Annotated in this window: 15 protein-coding genes and 2 pseudogenes; 11 read left to right on the top strand and 6 right to left on the bottom strand. The window is 62.0% G+C overall.

Annotation, left to right across the window (positions count from 1 at the left end):
• Nucleotides 1-309 (bottom strand): cation:dicarboxylase symporter family transporter (locus EN742_RS06840; protein WP_245492262.1); only part of this gene is annotated, 309 nt, incomplete at its 3' end.
• A 710-nt stretch (nt 310-1,019) separates the two neighbouring features.
• Here EN742_RS06840 and EN742_RS06835 point away from each other — a divergent pair.
• Entirely contained in the window at nt 1,020-1,409 is a 390-nt protein-coding gene (locus tag EN742_RS06835; RefSeq protein WP_029354905.1) for a hypothetical protein, read from the top strand.
• Nucleotides 1,410-1,897: 488 nt separating this feature from the next.
• On the opposite strand, the gene EN742_RS06825 is transcribed toward EN742_RS06835, so the two are convergent.
• Nucleotides 1,898-2,602 carry a Crp/Fnr family transcriptional regulator gene (locus EN742_RS06825; protein WP_029354903.1) on the bottom strand — a complete coding sequence of 235 codons (705 nt, stop codon included), beginning with the start codon at nt 2,600-2,602 and terminating at the stop codon, nt 1,898-1,900.
• 534 nt (nt 2,603-3,136) lie between these two features.
• Between EN742_RS06825 and EN742_RS39200 the strand changes: the two genes are divergently transcribed.
• Nucleotides 3,137-3,385: a DUF6074 family protein gene (locus EN742_RS39200; protein WP_029354901.1), complete on the top strand. Its 249-nt coding sequence runs from the start codon at nt 3,137-3,139 to the stop codon at nt 3,383-3,385.
• A 364-nt stretch (nt 3,386-3,749) separates the two neighbouring features.
• Here the strand turns inward: EN742_RS39200 and EN742_RS06815 are convergent, their stop codons facing one another.
• The 4 genes and pseudogenes from EN742_RS06815 to panB form a co-directional block, all read right to left on the bottom strand.
• The gene (locus EN742_RS06815; RefSeq protein ID WP_029354900.1) at nt 3,750-4,382 is read right to left on the bottom strand and encodes an acyl-homoserine-lactone synthase; all 633 of its coding nucleotides are present in this window, start codon (nt 4,380-4,382) and stop codon (nt 3,750-3,752) included.
• 92 nt (nt 4,383-4,474) lie between these two features.
• Nucleotides 4,475-5,194: a LuxR family transcriptional regulator gene (locus tag EN742_RS06810; RefSeq protein ID WP_029354898.1), complete on the bottom strand. Its 720-nt coding sequence runs from the start codon at nt 5,192-5,194 to the stop codon at nt 4,475-4,477.
• 99 nt (nt 5,195-5,293) lie between these two features.
• Nucleotides 5,294-6,202, bottom strand: coding sequence for a pantoate--beta-alanine ligase (gene panC / locus EN742_RS06805; RefSeq protein WP_091595811.1), 909 nt, complete (start codon nt 6,200-6,202; stop codon nt 5,294-5,296).
• Nucleotides 6,199-7,034: pseudogene (gene panB / locus EN742_RS06800) on the bottom strand (3-methyl-2-oxobutanoate hydroxymethyltransferase). Before panB ends, panC begins: the two are co-directional and overlap by 4 nt.
• Before the next feature lie 172 nt (nt 7,035-7,206).
• Here panB and EN742_RS06795 point away from each other — a divergent pair.
• The 9 genes and pseudogenes from EN742_RS06795 to EN742_RS06755 all read left to right on the top strand — a co-directional run.
• Nucleotides 7,207-8,169, top strand: coding sequence for a hypothetical protein (locus tag EN742_RS06795; protein WP_091595813.1), 963 nt, complete (start codon nt 7,207-7,209; stop codon nt 8,167-8,169).
• A 62-nt stretch (nt 8,170-8,231) separates the two neighbouring features.
• Nucleotides 8,232-9,206, top strand: coding sequence for a quinolinate synthase NadA (nadA, locus tag EN742_RS06790; RefSeq protein ID WP_029354894.1), 975 nt, complete (start codon nt 8,232-8,234; stop codon nt 9,204-9,206).
• Entirely contained in the window at nt 9,203-10,744 is a 1,542-nt protein-coding gene (locus tag EN742_RS06785) for an L-aspartate oxidase (protein WP_029354892.1), read from the top strand. The genes nadA and EN742_RS06785 overlap by 4 nt, the downstream gene beginning before the upstream one ends.
• Before the next feature lie 4 nt (nt 10,745-10,748).
• On the top strand, nt 10,749-11,627 hold the full coding sequence (nadC, locus tag EN742_RS06780) for a carboxylating nicotinate-nucleotide diphosphorylase (RefSeq protein ID WP_091595900.1): 879 nt from the start codon (nt 10,749-10,751) through the stop codon (nt 11,625-11,627).
• 207 nt (nt 11,628-11,834) lie between these two features.
• A complete protein-coding gene (gene bioB / locus EN742_RS06775; protein WP_236370746.1) occupies nt 11,835-12,803 on the top strand; it encodes a biotin synthase BioB in 969 nt (322 codons plus the stop codon).
• Nucleotides 12,800-13,939: an 8-amino-7-oxononanoate synthase gene (locus tag EN742_RS06770; protein ID WP_091595817.1), complete on the top strand. Its 1,140-nt coding sequence runs from the start codon at nt 12,800-12,802 to the stop codon at nt 13,937-13,939. Before bioB ends, EN742_RS06770 begins: the two co-directional genes overlap by 4 nt.
• A complete protein-coding gene (gene bioD, locus EN742_RS06765; protein ID WP_029354884.1) occupies nt 13,936-14,571 on the top strand; it encodes a dethiobiotin synthase in 636 nt (211 codons plus the stop codon). The genes EN742_RS06770 and bioD overlap by 4 nt, the downstream gene beginning before the upstream one ends.
• Nucleotides 14,571-15,836, top strand: a complete 1,266-nt coding sequence (locus tag EN742_RS06760; RefSeq protein WP_091595819.1) for an adenosylmethionine--8-amino-7-oxononanoate transaminase — start codon at nt 14,571-14,573, stop codon at nt 15,834-15,836. The genes bioD and EN742_RS06760 overlap by 1 nt, the downstream gene beginning before the upstream one ends.
• A pseudogene (locus EN742_RS06755) lies at nt 15,833-16,258 on the top strand (3-oxoacyl-ACP synthase); the annotation flags it as partial. The gene EN742_RS06760 and the pseudogene EN742_RS06755, both read left to right, overlap by 4 nt.

The following is a 16,258-nucleotide window of genomic DNA, read 5'->3' as shown; positions in this document are numbered from 1 at the left end:
TCCGACAACGAGTGCAAGCGTCGAGAAGGTGAGGAAATAAACCATCGCCTTGGCGGCAACTCGGCCGACCTTCTGCAGATCGCTCATGCCGGCAATGCCGGTCGCAATTGTCAGGAAGATGACAGGTACGGTGATTATCTTGACGACATCGACGAAGGCATCGCCGAGCGGCTTCAGGCTCTGGCCGGTCTCCAAATGGAAATAGCCGATTGCAGCACCCAGGATTATGGCGGCAAGCATCTGCACGTAGGCCCGGGCAAAATGGCGCTTGCGGGGCGCTGCGATCGCTATGGGGACTTGTGGAACCAACACCGTTTCTCTCCTTGACCGGATCGGGGTGGGGCTCCTCCTTCTCCCATGCAGTGCTCCGGTCGAACGCTGCGCCCACTTCGGCGCAAGCGATGTGCCAAATAGCAAAGAGGGGAAAACGCGCAGGACCTCTCACGCAGTGCTTGTTCGCTCTCCCGCACTCGCGCTGCGGTTGCCAGTCAACTATGGAAGGGTCCGTTCTTGGGAATTCCAAAGGTCGCTCTTTGCTTCGGCGCAGCTTGGCTGGCTGGAAGGTTCCCTGTTTGCCTTGGGGTCTGGGACCTGCGTCCAGATGGTCAACATTTTCCTGCGCGCCGCACGGGGCTCCAAAGATTCAATCGAGGACGGGCCCTCTTCGAAAACGGCGGCAGCGTTGGTCAAGCCCTTCCACCCTGCTGTCCCACCAAGGGTGTTCAGAAGCTCAGTTCACGATTAAGCGATGGATCAGCGTCATCTGGCGTTTGCGCCATCGCGGCGGCGTTGCAAGGGGTCTGCCAAGGATGAGCAAGCCGCGAGGCAGGGCCCGAGACCTAGACTCCATCCTCATCAACAGCGCTCGGCTCGCGTTAGGAATGTTCGAACCGCAGCACGATCAGGTGGCCACACCGTTGGTCGGAACCGGAACCCGACGAATGATCGTTCGTGACCGACATCTGTGAACAAGCAGTGTGTGTCATTGCAATCACCACCCATTGCGCGCAATTGCCCATATGGCCGTGAATGAACTGGATTTGGTGATTTTCCAGATGGCGGTGGAAAGCGTCCGCTTGCTCTCTTCAAGCTTTGATGAGAAGGCGGCTGAGATAGCCACGAGGAGCCGTGGTAGCCTTCTTTTCGACGTGCGGGTTGACGGTGACCTGGAGGTCCAGCGAGTCGCAGCCATTGGATATCCAGGCGACAAGATCGGTGTGGTGGCATTGGACCGAGAGGGCCTTGTTAGCTGCTGTTGCCTTGTCAATGGCACCTTCTCACCTTTCATTGCACCATTGGAGAACTGGACCAGCATGCCCCTGTCCATGCAGGCCCAGATCGATGTCACAGGCTATGCGAGGCTCCTTCTGGCCGCCCTGCGAAATGCTGGACATATGCTGGGCAGGTAGCATCACCGATGATGTCTGTGATGAGATGGTGCAGACGGCTGGATGAGGCGATCGCTTGCCGGCAGCTTTGGCCGCCAAGCGATCGGTGAGTTCGCAATGCTGGACACGTCCTGTAGACTCTGCCAGTTAAGTTAGCGGACAACCATCTGACGAATGCCCGATCTGACAGTCTGGACGGCGCGGCATGCCCTCCTAGGAATGCAGCCGTGGTTCTACTCCCTCGGCTGTTTTTGCGTCGAAGGCGACGGGCACACCGTGAACGATGGACGTCGCCGCCACCAATTCCTCAACTCGCGATCGGTCGCTTTGCACGCCGGCATAAGCGTTCGAATGGCGCGGATCGCCTGGGCGGTGGAGAGGAACCGGGCCTTGCCTCTGGACAGAACATAGGCTTCGGCGGCTTTTTCACCCGCCTCCCTGAAACTCTGACTGACACGATCTAGGACGGGAGTTCGGCAGCCTTCAAGCCTATGTCCGATACCGGACAATCAGGCAGCGGTGGCCAGGCCGAAATAACGTTGCTCCTCCTCGCCGTAAGCGCCATGCGTGAGTTCCATCAATCCGACGCGGTCGATAATCGTGACCTCGCCGCGCTTGGCACGGACAAGTCCTCGATATTCAAGCATTTGCAGGGCCGTGGTGACCCCGGGACGGCGGGCGCCGAGCATGGTCGCCAGAAATTCATGCGTCAGGTAGATCTTGTCTCCGTCAGAGCGGTCATGGATCATCAGCAACCAGCGGGCCAGCCGTTCCTCGATTTTGGAGTGGCCATTGACCAGTGCCGTCCGGGACGACTGGACAAGGAACGCGTGGGCATAGTCCAGCACTGACGTGCGCAGCGACGGGCTTTCCGCAACCGCAGGACGAATGATTTCAACCGGCAGGCGCCAGCCATTGCCTGCGACCTGGATATAGGTCTCGTTGGAAGAGCTGTCCTGTCCGAGAATGAGGGCAATTCCTGTCATCCCGTCATATCCGATAATGCCGACTTCACATTGCCGTCCGCCGGTCATGGTGGCGACCACCGAGGCGATGCCCCTCTCGGGAAAATATCCATTCCTGATCGGCTGATGCGCGATCTCCAACTGAGCCTTGATGTCCAGTTCGACGCGATGCAGCGATGGTCGCAACAGCGCGAAGTCCTCCGGCGAAAGGGATTTCAGCACCCGGTTGCGAAAAAGGGATTCGGGCAAGGCTCTCTCTCATGCGGGCAAGAGCGCGTACCTCTTACTGTCGGCTGCATCCGAAGTAACTGACGGCCGATGCCAAGCATAGGCTTCGAAACGCGCGATTGCAAAGCCCTGTCGGGGCAGTGCAGCCATGCTAGAAGTCGCGCGGCCTTACGATAGGCGCGGATGACATGATTCCCTTCTGCGGCCACCAAGAACGGCTCGGGCACGCTTTAATCATTCATACACAAGCTCGCAGGAATGTAAGCGGCGGAACAGTCGGGTGATTCGTGCCGCCCTGCCCTTTCAGAAATCAAGTCATTGGACGTCAATTCGGGCTGGAACGCCTCGTCGCGGAACGGCACAGGAAACGCAGCCGGATCAGCAATGGTGGTTCACCTTATGTGCGGTCCGGATGTGCGGTCCGGCGGCTCATCGCCCAATGGCTTGTCGAGGGGAAGTGGAACTCGTCATGTCGCCGCGAACCGTCACCGCGCTAAGCGGCGCTTTTGAAGACGCCGGTGTTTTCTTTGTGGAACTGAAACTGTGAGGTGATTGATGCATGACTCAAACATTTGCGTATTTCCGCTGCATCGGCGACGCACATTGGTCGAAAGTATCGCCCAGGCCCTCGAGACCAAGAACGGCGAGGCGGCGAGTGCGTTCTGGCGCTGTGCTGCCAAGAAAATGCTCATTCAATTGTCCGATGTAGGAATTGCGCCAGAGTTCGCTGCGCAGGAGGTTGGAAGGCTTCTTCATGCGGTCTTGGACGATATGGCCAACCGAACGGTAATGCACATAGCATAGGCTTGGGCGCTGTTGGATCGCGCGTCAGCTCGGGTCCTTATCGGGGGACTGCTCCGACTGGCCGACGGTCCGGCCAAACCGGCATACCGGCAAAGGTTTGAGGTTGGGATCGCTCACGGCGGCCGGTCCAATATTCCAAGGCGATCTCAGAAGCCACATTGGCTTCTTTCCAAGCGGACGGGCGCCACTTTGGCGTGCTCACGCTGGACTGCGGGTTGCGCCTACGGAAATCCGAAGTCCGGCCGCGCGAGTCGATCGACCGGAACAGTCGAATGCTCGTGGGGCCGGGTCCGCTCAGCTTGACGGCGGGCGGTGGCGGCCGTGAGCAGACTTAACCCAGGTCACGGCTGACCATCCGCAGGCGCTATGCCGATTGGACGAGAACTGGTTGCCACAACACCGGCCCGTTCAGGCGTCCCCTCCAGCGGATGCGCAAGAGACTGGCGTAGGAAATCTCGAGGAAGCCGGCGACTGCCTCGGTGTTGCCGACCTGCTGGGGCTGTCCGATACGTGACAACGGCCAGGTCGCGAGACGAAGGATCCTTTCGATGCGCGTATCTGTCACCGTTACGATCCCGGAGAGATTGTTGGCCAAGCCGAATTCGATGATGCCCGCGAAGAGCTCGTAGGTTGCTTGTGCCAGGCCGCCAGCAGCCTTCGGCGCTGTCGCAGGGAGATCGAGCGCGAAACGACTACTCTCCCAGATATCGGCACTCGCAGGGACCACCATCTCATCCAGCAGCGCCGGAAACGTATCGCGCAACATAGTCGGTCCGGTGGTCGGCAAAAGGCGGACGCAGCCGCAAGTTCGCCAATCGGACCCCTTGAGAAGTAGGTAGACGGGGTTCAGGCTGTCAAACGGGTCCGTTTCCATTTCGCCTTCGGTCTGCACTTCCCAATCGAGCCGCTTCTTGAAAACCCGATACCTAAGCCCGTGCATTTCCCTGAGTTCGCTCGCGAACTCGGCGTAGCAGTCGGGTGTTATCAGCTGCATCATTGTCGTCTCCGTGCGGGATGTGTCCACGCAATCGAAGGGCAAAGCCGTCATGAATGCAGCCTGTAGACCTTTACAGCTAGCCTTGGAGAGGATCAGGATCTCGCCCGAGCAGCCATCCGCACTATGGCCTGGTTGATGGTTCGCACGCCAAGCTTCGCCTTGGCGTTTTCCTGATGGAAGGTCACGGTGCGTTTCGAGACACCGAGAATCTGGCTGATATCCCAGGCCGACTTGCCGCACGCCGCCCATTTCAGGCACTCGAACTCCCGCGGGGTGAGCGTTATGCCATCTACCACGCAATCTTCGGCGAGCCTGCGCCGGGCATGGATATGAACGTTGATCGCAACCAACTGCATTGCTTTTTCGTAGCGCGTCAGCGACCTCAAAAGTGGCGGATGCGCCTCGTTGGAGGCGAAGGTCAGTGCGGCGAACCGGCCGCGATGATCATGCATCGACATGGTCAGTCCGCCGCGAATGCCGAACTCAGCTGCTTTTTCCAGGACTTCCTGCTGCGAGGTCGGCAAATAACGGTGATCGCGGTCCACACCCCAGTCGAAGGTATCCCAGCCTCGCAGTCCCCGCAGGATCACGGGATCCACGCTGTGGTAGCGCAGTTGCAGGTAATGTGATGTCCATGATGATGGATAATTCGAGATCAATCGCGGCGTGTCGCCGGAAGCGGATGGGTAGGTGAAATAAGCGAAGAACGGAAAGTCGAACCCGGCTGCGGCGGACGCCATTGCCTCATGGAGATCGACGGCATCGACGCTTGCAGAGAGTTGCTCGACCAAGGTTTCAAATACGCGATGCATCTGCGCTTTGCCTACCTCGCGGAGGTTGCTGGAAGCCGGGCGGAGACGTGGTTCTAAATGATGGCCTGTCCCTGCAGGGCGTACGACGCGCCGCCGTCATCACCGCAATTGCTGTGCTGCTTCCGATTGGAGAGAGCTCCGCGCACCTGACCAACTACCGATGGGTGATATTGCGACGTTATCGATGAGCCGCGTGTCGCCAAGCCAAGCCGCAGCAAGCAAGCGTGCCGGTCGGTCAAGGCTTGCTAACGATTGCAGGTCTGTTTCTCCGCGAAGCTCCAGGTATTCGAGCTCGCGATAGCCGGCAGCCAGAATTGTTGCACGCGCTTCATCAAGCGTAGGCAGGATGGGAGAGCCGCGTGCAAGCCGCTCGGCCGTATCGAGCAGGACCGATGCTAGTTTTGGGGCAATGGCGCGTTGGGCTGGGGAGAGCCGCACGTTACGCGACGATAGCGCAAGACCATCGGCTTCGCGGACTGTCGGACAGGGCACAATAGTGATCGGAATGTCGAGGTCCCGGACCAAGCGCCTGACAAGCTGAAGTTGCTGAAAATCCTTTTCGCCAAAAAAGGCGAAGTCAGCGCCGGCCTGCAGGAAGAGCTTGGCCACGACCGTCGCCACGCCATTGAAATGGCCGGGCCGGAATGCGCCGCACAGGCATTCGCTGATGCCGGACACTGAAACGACCGTGGCGAAGCCCGCCGGGTACATTTCCTCTGCGTCCGGCACATAGAGCAGATGCGTGCCCAGCGGCGCGAGCTTGGCAGCATCTTCGCTTTCCGTCCGAGGATAGGCAATCAGGTCGGCGGGGCTGTTGAACTGCTTGGGGTTTACGAACAGCGTCACGATCACCCGCTCGGCCCTTTCAAGCGCCTTCCGCACAAGGCTCAGATGCCCGTCGTGCAAGGCTCCCATGGTCGGCACAATACCGATCGTGGCACCCGAGCGACGCCATTGCGCAACGACGGCGCGCAGCTCGCTCACAGTTCGAGCGATCGGCACGCTCATGTGAAGTCTCCGGCCTTCAAGGCGTTGACATAGAGATGTTCGACCGCCGGAAAGTGCCGGTTCCGCACATCGGTGGCGTAAGCGGCGATTGCCGCCTCAGCCTGCTCACCGAGCTCGGCATAGCGTTTGACGAACTTCGGCCGAAATGAGGTGAAGAGCCCGAGCATATCGTCGCTCACCAGAATCTGGCCGTCGCAAGCTGGCGAGGCACCGATGCCGATGGTGGGTATGTCGATATCGGCGGTTATCTGCCGTGCAAGCTGCTCCGGTATCTTTTCGAGCACCAAGGAGAAGGCGCCCGCCTCGGTTACCGCCCTGGCGTCGCGCCTGATCCGCTCTGCATCGGCTCCCCGGCCCTGCACACGATAGCCTCCGAACGTGTTTACCGCCTGCGGCGTCAGCCCCACATGGGCCATGACAGGTACGCCGCGCGCGGTAAGGAAGCGGATGGTTTCCGCGATGGTCTCGCCGCCCTCGAGCTTCACCGCTGAACAACCGGTCTCACCCATCACGCGCGCAGCGTTGCCGAAAGCGTGCTCTGGGCTTTCCTCGTAGGAACCGAAGGGCAGGTCGACGACCATCAGCGCGTGTTCAAGGCCGCGGCGAACGGCCTGTCCGTGCATGATCATCATGTCGAGCGTGACGCCCAGCGTCGACGACAGGCCGTGCCCACCATGCCGACGCTGTCGCCGACAAGAACGATGTCGCAGTGGCGATCGAGTAGCCTCGCGACCGGCGTGGTGTAGGCCGTCAAGCATACAAGTGGCGTTTGGCCTTTTCGCAATCGAATATCTGGAGGGTTAATCCCTTTTATCTCACCAGCCGCGCTCAACCGACGCCCCCTTCCCTTACGTTACCAACAGCGGGTGTCGCGTTTGGCATATTTTTGTGCGACTGCGAAGAGCTAAAAACAGTGCTTGAGTAGTACGGTGTTGACGTGCTGGCTGCCAAGGTTACATTCAATCGATTAAGGCGCTCCGTTGGGCCAACCCACTTTCGCAAACATGGATCCTCAGACAAGAAGAACCAAGAAAGGCAAAGCCGCCGTCAAAGCTGACGAAGCCAAAGTGGACCTGACTGCCGTCGTGGTCGCCGTAAACGACAGTGAGCCCTGTGTCCTCACCGTCGGTCATGCGGACACCCTCCCTTCTGGACCTTTTGCGCTTGAGCATCGATCGCTGCAGTCGGGTTTGAGGGGGTGGGTGGAGCAGCAGACCGGCCATGCACTGGGATACATCGAGCAACTCTACACCTTCGCCGATCGCGATCGCATCGGCACTGAGCGCCACCAGCGCGTCATCTCAATCAGCTATCTCGCATTGACCAGGAAGGAACAGGCAACGAACTCGGCCGCGTGCGGCTGGCAAAGTTGGTACGAATATTTTCCCTGGGAGGACCACCGCTTCGGCACGCCGCCTGTGCTGCTCGATAGATTGCGGCCCCGCCTGATTGAGTGGGCCGGCGGCGCCAGCGAGCCGACCACTCAACGCGAGCGCCGGCAGCGCGCTGCGATAGCCTTCGGCTTCGACGACCGCCATTGGAACGAGGAACTCACGCTCCAACGCTACGAGTTGCTCTATGAAGCTGCTCTGATTGAAGAGGCCGGTGGCGGCAGGGACGCGATTGCGGCCGCGGCTGGCAAACCAATGGTCGCTGACCACCGTCGTATTCTGGCAACCGGGATTGCGCGGCTGCGTTCGAAGATCAAATACCGGCCGGTCGTGTTCGAGCTTATGCGGCCTTCCTTCACGCTGCTGCAACTGCAGCGAACCGTGGAAGCTCTGGCTGGCAGGCTCATCAACAAGCCCAACTTCCGGAGACTGGTCGAGCAGCAGGATCTTGTTGAGGAGACTGGGGAGACCTCCCTCGACACGGGCGGCCGACCGGCGAAGCTTTATCGCTTCCGCCATGCCGTTCTCGACGACAGGGCTATCGCCGGGACAAAATTACCGCTGGCGCGGGCTTGACATACTTATAGTCAAGGTAGACATATTCCCTTATTGTCAAACCGAATATAATCGAGGCGCCAATGGCTGGGGCGTTACCTATGGCTGCGTCCCTGTATGAGCGTGTCCGGCGGGTGATCCCTCCCGTTGAATGGCTCGCGTTCGCCGGCGATATTGAAGCCATCTTAGCGCTGAAGCGTGAGCGCAATGCGGTGGTGCTGGCGCACAATTACCAGACGCCCGAAATTTTTCATTGCGTGGCAGACATCGTCGGCGACAGCCTGGCGTTGGCCCACAAGGCGGTGACGGTCGACGCCGACATCATCGTGGTTGCCGGCGTTCATTTCATGGCCGAGACGGCAAAACTGCTCAATCCGAACAAGACCGTGCTCATCCCGGATCTCAGCGCCGGCTGCTCGCTGGCCGAATCGATCACGGCAGACGACGTGCGGCTAATGCGGCTGCGGTATCCGGGGGTCCCCGTTGTTACTTACGTCAACACTTCGGCCGCCGTAAAAGCGGAGTCCGACATCTGCTGCACGTCCGGCAACGCGAAGGCGGTGGTGGAATCGCTTGGCGTGGCGCGTGTGCTGATGCTGCCGGACGAATATCTGGCGAGGAACGTGGCAGCCGATACAGACGTCGAGATCATCGCCTGGAAAGGCCATTGCGAGGTGCATGAGCGCTTCACCGCAGCAGACATTCGGGAACTGCGCGATGCCCATCCAGGCGTCATCGTGCTGGCCCATCCAGAATGCCCACCAGACGTTGTCGCGGAGGCGGAGTTCTCCGGCTCGACCGCAGCGATGTCGGATTATGTCGAGCGGGAGAAACCGACGCGTGTCGTCCTTCTGACCGAATGTTCGATGAGCGACAACGTCGCGGTCGCGCATCCCGACGTCGAGTTCGTTCGCCCATGCAACCTGTGCCCGCACATGAAGCGCATCAACCTGGCCAACATTCGCGCCGCGCTCGAGCAGAACCGGCATGAGGTCCGGATTGATCCCGAAATTGCCGGCCCCGCCCGCCGCGCGGTCGAGCGCATGCTTTCCCTATGAGCCTGGAGGTTCGCGACATCGCCGGGGCGCCGGTCGTCATCGGTGGCGGCATTGCCGGCCTGATGACGGCGCTTCATCTGGCGCCGGAACCGGTCGTGCTTTTGACCAACGCGCCGCTTGGAACCGGAGCCTGCAGTGAGCTTGCCCAGGGCGGTCTTGCGGCAAGTCTCGGCGGCGACGACGGCCCGGATTTTCACCTTTGCGACACGATAGCTGCCGGCGACGGACTCTGCGACGAGGCCACGGTGCGGCGAGTGGTCCGAGCTGCACCCGAAGCGATTAGGACGATCCAAAGGTTCGGCGTCGCCTTCGACCAGCACCCTGACCGCGCGTTGCGACTTGGGCTCGAGGCGGCACACTCGCGACGGCGGATTGTGCATGCAGCCGGCGACGCCACCGGTCGCGAGTTGGTGCGCGTGCTCATCGCCGCGGTTCGGCGTACAGCCTCGATCACCACTATCGAAAATGTGGAGGTCCGCCGGCTGGTCGTGCAGGACGGGTCGGTCATCGCCGTGGTCGCCGCAGGACGAGCCGGCGCGCTCGCTCTGCCCACGCGTCGCGCGGTGCTGGCGACCGGCGGCGTCGGCGGGCTGTTTTGCGACACGACAAACCCCGCTGGCTCATGGGGTCACGGGCTGGCGCTCGCCGCATGGGCGGGGGCGGAACTCGCCGACTTGGAATTCATACAGTTCCATCCAACTGCGCTCGACGGTCCGCGCCGGCCGATGCCGCTGGTGAGCGAAGCCGTGCGTGGCGAAGGCGCGGTGCTCATCGATGAGCGAGGAGAGCGCTTCCTCGCTGACACACCTGGCGGTGAACTTGCGCCTCGCGACGTCGTAGCGCGCGCCATTTGGCACCAGCTTGCCGTTGGACGCCGCGTATTCCTGGATGCACGGCAAAGTCTCGGCCCGAGATTTGGCAAGCGTTTTCCAGGCATCGCCGAATTGTGCCGGAGCGCAGGGGTCGACCCCGCGACCGACCCGATCCCGGTGCGCCCGGCGGCACATTATCACATGGGCGGCGTCGCCGTAGACAGCGCCGGCCGCAGCTCCATCGAGGGATTGTGGGCCTGCGGTGAGGTCGCCTGTACCGGCCTGCACGGCGCCAACCGCCTGGCCAGCAACTCGCTCACCGAAGCGGCGGTCACCGCGAGCTGGGTTGCCGAAAGCGTTGCCGGCACGTCGTATACCCGGCGACCGCGCAGATGCTCCACATTCGTCCCTCCACGACCAGACGCTTCCGCGGTCCGCCCAATTGTCTCCGCCGCCCTGGGTATCATCCGCGACGGCGAGGCAATGCGCGAAGCGGTGGCGACCCTGCTGCCGATCGCAGCTGACAATGTCGCTGCCTCTGGTCCGGCTTTGGTCTCACTGATGATCGCCGTGGCGGCCCTGGGGCGGGAAGAGAGTCGAGGCGCGCACTGTCGGTCCGATTTCCCGCTCCACGATGCCGACGCGCGCCCATCACGGCTGACACTGCACAGCGCAATGCGGGCCGCGGCCGCACTCGATTGCCGGGCTACCATACGGAGCACCTGATGTGATTTCATTCTCCCCCCTCCCCGCGACCCTGATCGAACCGATTGTGCGCGGTGCGCTCCTCGAAGACCTGGGCAGATGCGGCGACCTGACCAGCGATGCGGTTATCCCGCATGATTGCACTGCCACGTTGGTGCTCAGATCGAGGCAGGCGGGCGTCGTTGCCGGGCTCGATCTGGTCTCGTACGCCTTCCTGCTCGTGGAACCGGCGATCAACATCCAGATCTGGCGCCCTGATGGCAGCGATGTCGGGGCCGGGGAAACCATTGCAAGATTGTCCGGACCCGCGCGAGGCCTGCTCACGGCCGAACGCACTGCCCTCAATTTCTTATGCCGGCTGAGCGGCATTGCCACTGCCACAGCGGCGATGGTTGAGGCCGTGCGCGGTCACAAGGCGAGGATCGTATCGACGCGAAAGACGACGCCCGGCCTGCGGGTATTGGAAAAATACGCCGTGCGCGTCGGCGGCGGTGCCAATCACCGCTTCGGCCTCGATGACGGCGTGCTCATAAAGGACAATCACATCGCGATCGCCGGCGATATCCGCACAGCAATAGAGCGGGCGCGCGCCGCCGCAGGGCATATGGTGAAGGTCGAGGTTGAGGTCGACACGCTGAAGCAGCTCGATGCAGCGCTCGCGATTGGTGTTGACGCGGTGCTGCTCGACAATATGTCGGTCGAGGATCTTGCCCGCGCGGTTTCTATAGTGGGTGGCCGTACGATCACCGAGGCTTCCGGTCGGGTGACGCCGAAAACGGCGGCGGCGATTGCGGCGACCGGTGTCGATCTCATCTCCATGGGATGGCTGACGCACAGCGCCCCGATCCTCGACATCGGCCTGGACATGCCGGACCACCAGAACATCTGCAAGCATTTGAACTGAGGATTACGGCATGAGGAGCAACATCAGCTCGGCAGGCGTAGGAAGGCGGTGGAAAGACGTGCCGCAGCTCGCCTTTTAGCGAGTGCGCTCCAAAGCCAAGTCGGACCGAGCTTGCCGGTCGACAGACTCCTGAAGGCGTACCGGACTAGCAACAAAGGTTTGACGATGACGGTTGGAATGAACTCGGAGTTCGACGTGAACCAGACCATGCAATCGGTCGATGGAACGCCTCCGCGATGGAACCGCAAAGAGGCTGAGGCCATCTACGGCATGCCATTCAACGATCTGCTGTTCCTAGCTCAGACGATCCACCGCCAGAACTTCGATCGAAACCGAGTGCAGCTGTCGCGGCTCCTTAGCATCAAGACCGGCGGCTGCCCCGAAGATTGCGGCTATTGCAGCCAGTCTGCGCATTACGAAACCGGGGTGAAGGCGTCGAAGCTGATGAACGTCAAGCATGTCATCGACGAAGCGGCCAAGGCGCGTGATGGCGGCGCAACGCGCTATTGCATGGGCGCAGCGTGGCGAAGTCCCAAGGAGCGCGACATGGACGTTGTGGTCGCCATGATCGAGGGCGTCAAGGCGCTCGGCATGGAGACCTGCATGACGCTCGGCATGCTCGATCTTGAGCAAGCTGCTCGCCTGAAGCAGGCCGGTCTCGACTACTATAACCACAACATCGATACCTCTGAGCGCTACTATGGCGAGGTTATTTCAACCAGGACTTTTGCCGACCGGCTGGAAACGCTTGGGCACGTGCGCGCGGTTGGGATGAAAGTCTGCTGCGGCGGCATCGTCGGGATGGGGGAAGAAAAGACCGATCGCATCGACATGCTGGTCACGCTCGCGAACCTGCCCGAGCCGCCGGAAAGCGTGCCGATCAACATGCTTATTCCCATCGAAGGCACGCCGCTTGCCGCGGCCGACGCCATCGATCCGATCGATTTCGTCCGCATCGTTGCGCTCGCGCGGGTGATGATGCCGAAATCCTGTGTAAGGCTGTCCGCCGGCAGGACGGCGATGAGCGACGAAACGCAGGCGTTGTGCTTCTTTGCCGGCGCTAACTCGATCTTTGTCGGCGACACGCTGCTGACGGCGGACAATCCCGGCGAGGACAAGGATAGCCTTCTGTTCCAGCGTCTCGGCATCGAGCCGATGGAACTCGCCACGCAATGAACGAGGCAATTCTTGCCCGCTATGACGCATCCTTGCGCGGACTGGCGCGCAAGGACCGGTTGCGGACGCTCGCACCGCGCGCCGGTCTCGACTTCTCGTCGAACGACTATCTCGGACTTGCCGCCTCCAAAAGACTTGGCGAAGCGGTTGCGGCGGCGATTGCGCGGGGCACGCCGGTTGGCGCCACCGGGTCGCGGCTGTTGCGCGGCAACGCACCGGAACATGAGCAACTGGAGGCGGACGCCGCGGCATTCTTCGGCGCCGACCGTGCGCTGTTCTTTGGCAGCGGCTACATCGCCAACTTCGCCCTGTTGACCGCGCTGCCGCAGAAAGGCGACCTGCTGGTCCTCGACGAACTCGCCCATGCCAGCATGCATGAGGGCGCGCAGGCCGGGCGCGCCGAGTTCAAGCTGGCCGCGCACAACGACGTCGACGCTGTCGAGGACGCAATCACCCGCTGGCGCGCCGAAGGCGGCACGGGGCGCGTGTGGATCGCCGTCGAAAGCCTTTACAGCATGGATGGCGACCGCGCGCCGATGGAGAGCCTGGTCGCGATGGCCGATCGGCACCAGGCATTCATCGTCGTCGATGAAGCGCATGCCACCGGCATCTGGGGACCGGACGGCCGGGGACTGGCCGCCGCGTGCCAAGGCCGCGACAACATCGTCACGCTCCACTCATGCGGCAAGGCGCTCGGCGCATCCGGTGCACTCGTCACCGGGCCGAGGACACTGTGCGATTATCTCGTCAACCGGTGCCGGCCGTTCATCTACGCCACCGCGCCCTCGCCGCTGATGGCGGTCGCGGCGCGCGAAGCGCTGACTATTCTGTCCGACGAGCCCATGCGCCGCGCTCAGCTGCAGGAACGCGTTGCCTGCGCCGGCCGCCAATTGGCCGAGCGCTGCGGCGTCGTACCCAGCGGCTCGCAGATCCAGCCATTTGTCATCGGCGACGTTGGGCGCACCATGGCGGTGGCGGCGGCCCTGCAGGCACGCGGCTTCGACATACGCGGCATACGTCCGCCGACGGTGCCCGAGGGCACATCGCGCCTGCGCATTTCGCTGACGCTCAACGTCGACGAGACCGACATTTCCGCCATGGTCGAGGCTCTCGTTGAGGTGTTGGCCACAGCATGACCAAACGCATCGTCGTCACCGGAACAGACACCGGAATTGGCAAGACAGTATTTTCGGCCGGACTTGCCGGGCTGCTCGACGGCTTCTACTGGAAGCCGGTGCAATCGGGCCTCGACGAGGAGACTGACAGCGAGGTCGTCGCCCGGCTTTCCGGCTTGCCCGACGGACGCGTGCTGCCCGAAGTCTATCGACTGACGATGCCGCTGTCGCCGCATCGATCAGCCGAAATCGACGGCGTCGCGATCGAGGCCGACGATCTTTCATTTCCGGTCCTGCCGACACCGCTCGTCATCGAAGGCGCCGGCGGGCTGATGGTGCCGCTCAATCGACAGACAAGGTTCATTGACATATTCGAACAATGGCGGCTGCCGGTAATACTGTGCGCCCGCACCGCGCTCGGCACCATCAATCATACGCTGTTGTCGATCGAGGCCCTGAGAGCCCGCTCCATCCCGCTCATCGGCATTGCCTTCATGGGCGAAGAGGTGGCCGATACGCAAAGGACAATCGTGGAATTCGGCGGCGTGCCGCAGCTCGGCAGGCTGCCGCACCTCGGTCCGCTGACGGGTGAAACGTTGAGAGATGCAATGATTTCCGGCTTCGACCTGGCCATGATTGCCGGAGGCGACTGATGGCGCAGTCTCGAGTCTGGCATCCGTTCACGCAGCACGCGCTAGAGCCCTCGATCCCTGAAATCGTGCTGACTGAAGGCGCCTATCTCCACAAGGCCGACGGCTCCCGCATCCTGGATGCGATTTCTTCCTGGTGGGTCGTCACTCATGGCCACCGCCACCCCCGCATCATGAAGGCCATCGAGACGACCGCGTCGAACCTCGACCAGATCATCTTCGCGGGCTTTACCCACGAGCCGGCCGAGCGCCTGGCCGAGGCGCTTGTCGGCCTCGCACCCGCCGGCCTTGACCGGGTGTTCTATTCCGACAGTGGCTCGACCTCAATCGAAGTCGCGCTGAAGATGGCGCTCGGCTATTTCCGCAACATCGGCGCGCCGCGTTCGCGCATCGTCGTCATGGAGCACAGCTATCATGGTGACACGATCGGGGCGATGAGCGTCGGCGCCCGTGGCGTGTTCAACGCCGCCTACGAGCCCTTGCTGTTCGAGGTCGACACCATCCCCTTCCCGGCCGCCGGGCGCGAGCAGGAAACGCTGGATCGGTTCGAGGCACTCTCCCGCGACCGGCGCGCCGCCGCGCTGATCGTCGAGCCGCTCGTGCTCGGCGCCGGCGGCATGCTCATGTATCCGGCCTGGGTTCTGACCGAATTGAAGAGGATCACTGAGGCCGCCGGCACGCTGCTGATCGCCGATGAAGTGATGACCGGCTGGGGGCGCACCGGAACCATGTTCGCCTGCGAACAGGCGTCCGTCTCGCCGGACATCCTGTGCACCTCGAAAGGTCTGACCGGTGGTACCATCCCGCTGGCCGCCACGATCGCCACCGATGCCATCTTCCAGGCTCACTATTCCGAGGATCGCAAGAAGACGTTTTTCCATTCGAGCTCCTACACCGCCAATCCGATTGCATGCGCGGCGGCACTTGCCAATGTCGAGATCTGGCACGACGAGCCGGTGGCCGATCGGATCGCGGCCTTGAGCGAGCGACAGGCCGCCGGGCTTCGACGCTTTCGCGACAACCCTCGCTTCACCGATTGCCGGACAACCGGCACCATCGCGGCACTCGACCTACGCACCGGCTCAGCCGGTTATCTGGCCGAGATCGGGCCAAAACTGCGCGCTTTTTTTCTTGAGCGCGGCCTGCTCGTGCGCCCGCTCGGCAATGTCCTGTACCTTCTGCCGCCCTATTGCATTACCGGCAACGAGTTGGATGGGCTCTATGACGCCATCGAGGAGGCCGGCGAACGCTTCGGCTCAAAGCCATGAGCCGATCATCGCGCATTCTCGGGCTTGGCCATCATGCGCCCGCGCGCAAGGTGGAGAATCCGGAAATCGAAGATCGTCTCGGGCTTGAACCCGGCTGGATCGAGCGGCGCACCGGGATACGGTCGCGCTTCTGGGCAGCGGACGAAGACACGCTGTCGGCCCTTGCCGCGCACGCCGGCGACATGGCGCTGACCAATGCCGGTATCGACCGCGGCGACATCGGCCTGCTGTTGCTCGCTACCTCCACACCCGATCATCTTCTGCCGCCAAGCGCGCCCCTGGTCGCACATCGGCTGGGACTAGGTCGCGCCGGCGCGATCGACCTGACCGGCGCTTGCGCCGGCTTCATCTATGCGCTGATGTTCGCCGACGGGTTCACTCGCCTGCATGGCAAAGCGAGCCTTGTCATTGCCGCCAACATC

It is taken from the genome of Mesorhizobium sp. M4A.F.Ca.ET.020.02.1.1 (assembly GCF_004022645.1).
GTDB lineage: Bacteria > Pseudomonadota > Alphaproteobacteria > Rhizobiales > Rhizobiaceae > Mesorhizobium.
This window is presented reverse-complemented; position numbering and strand designations above follow the sequence as displayed.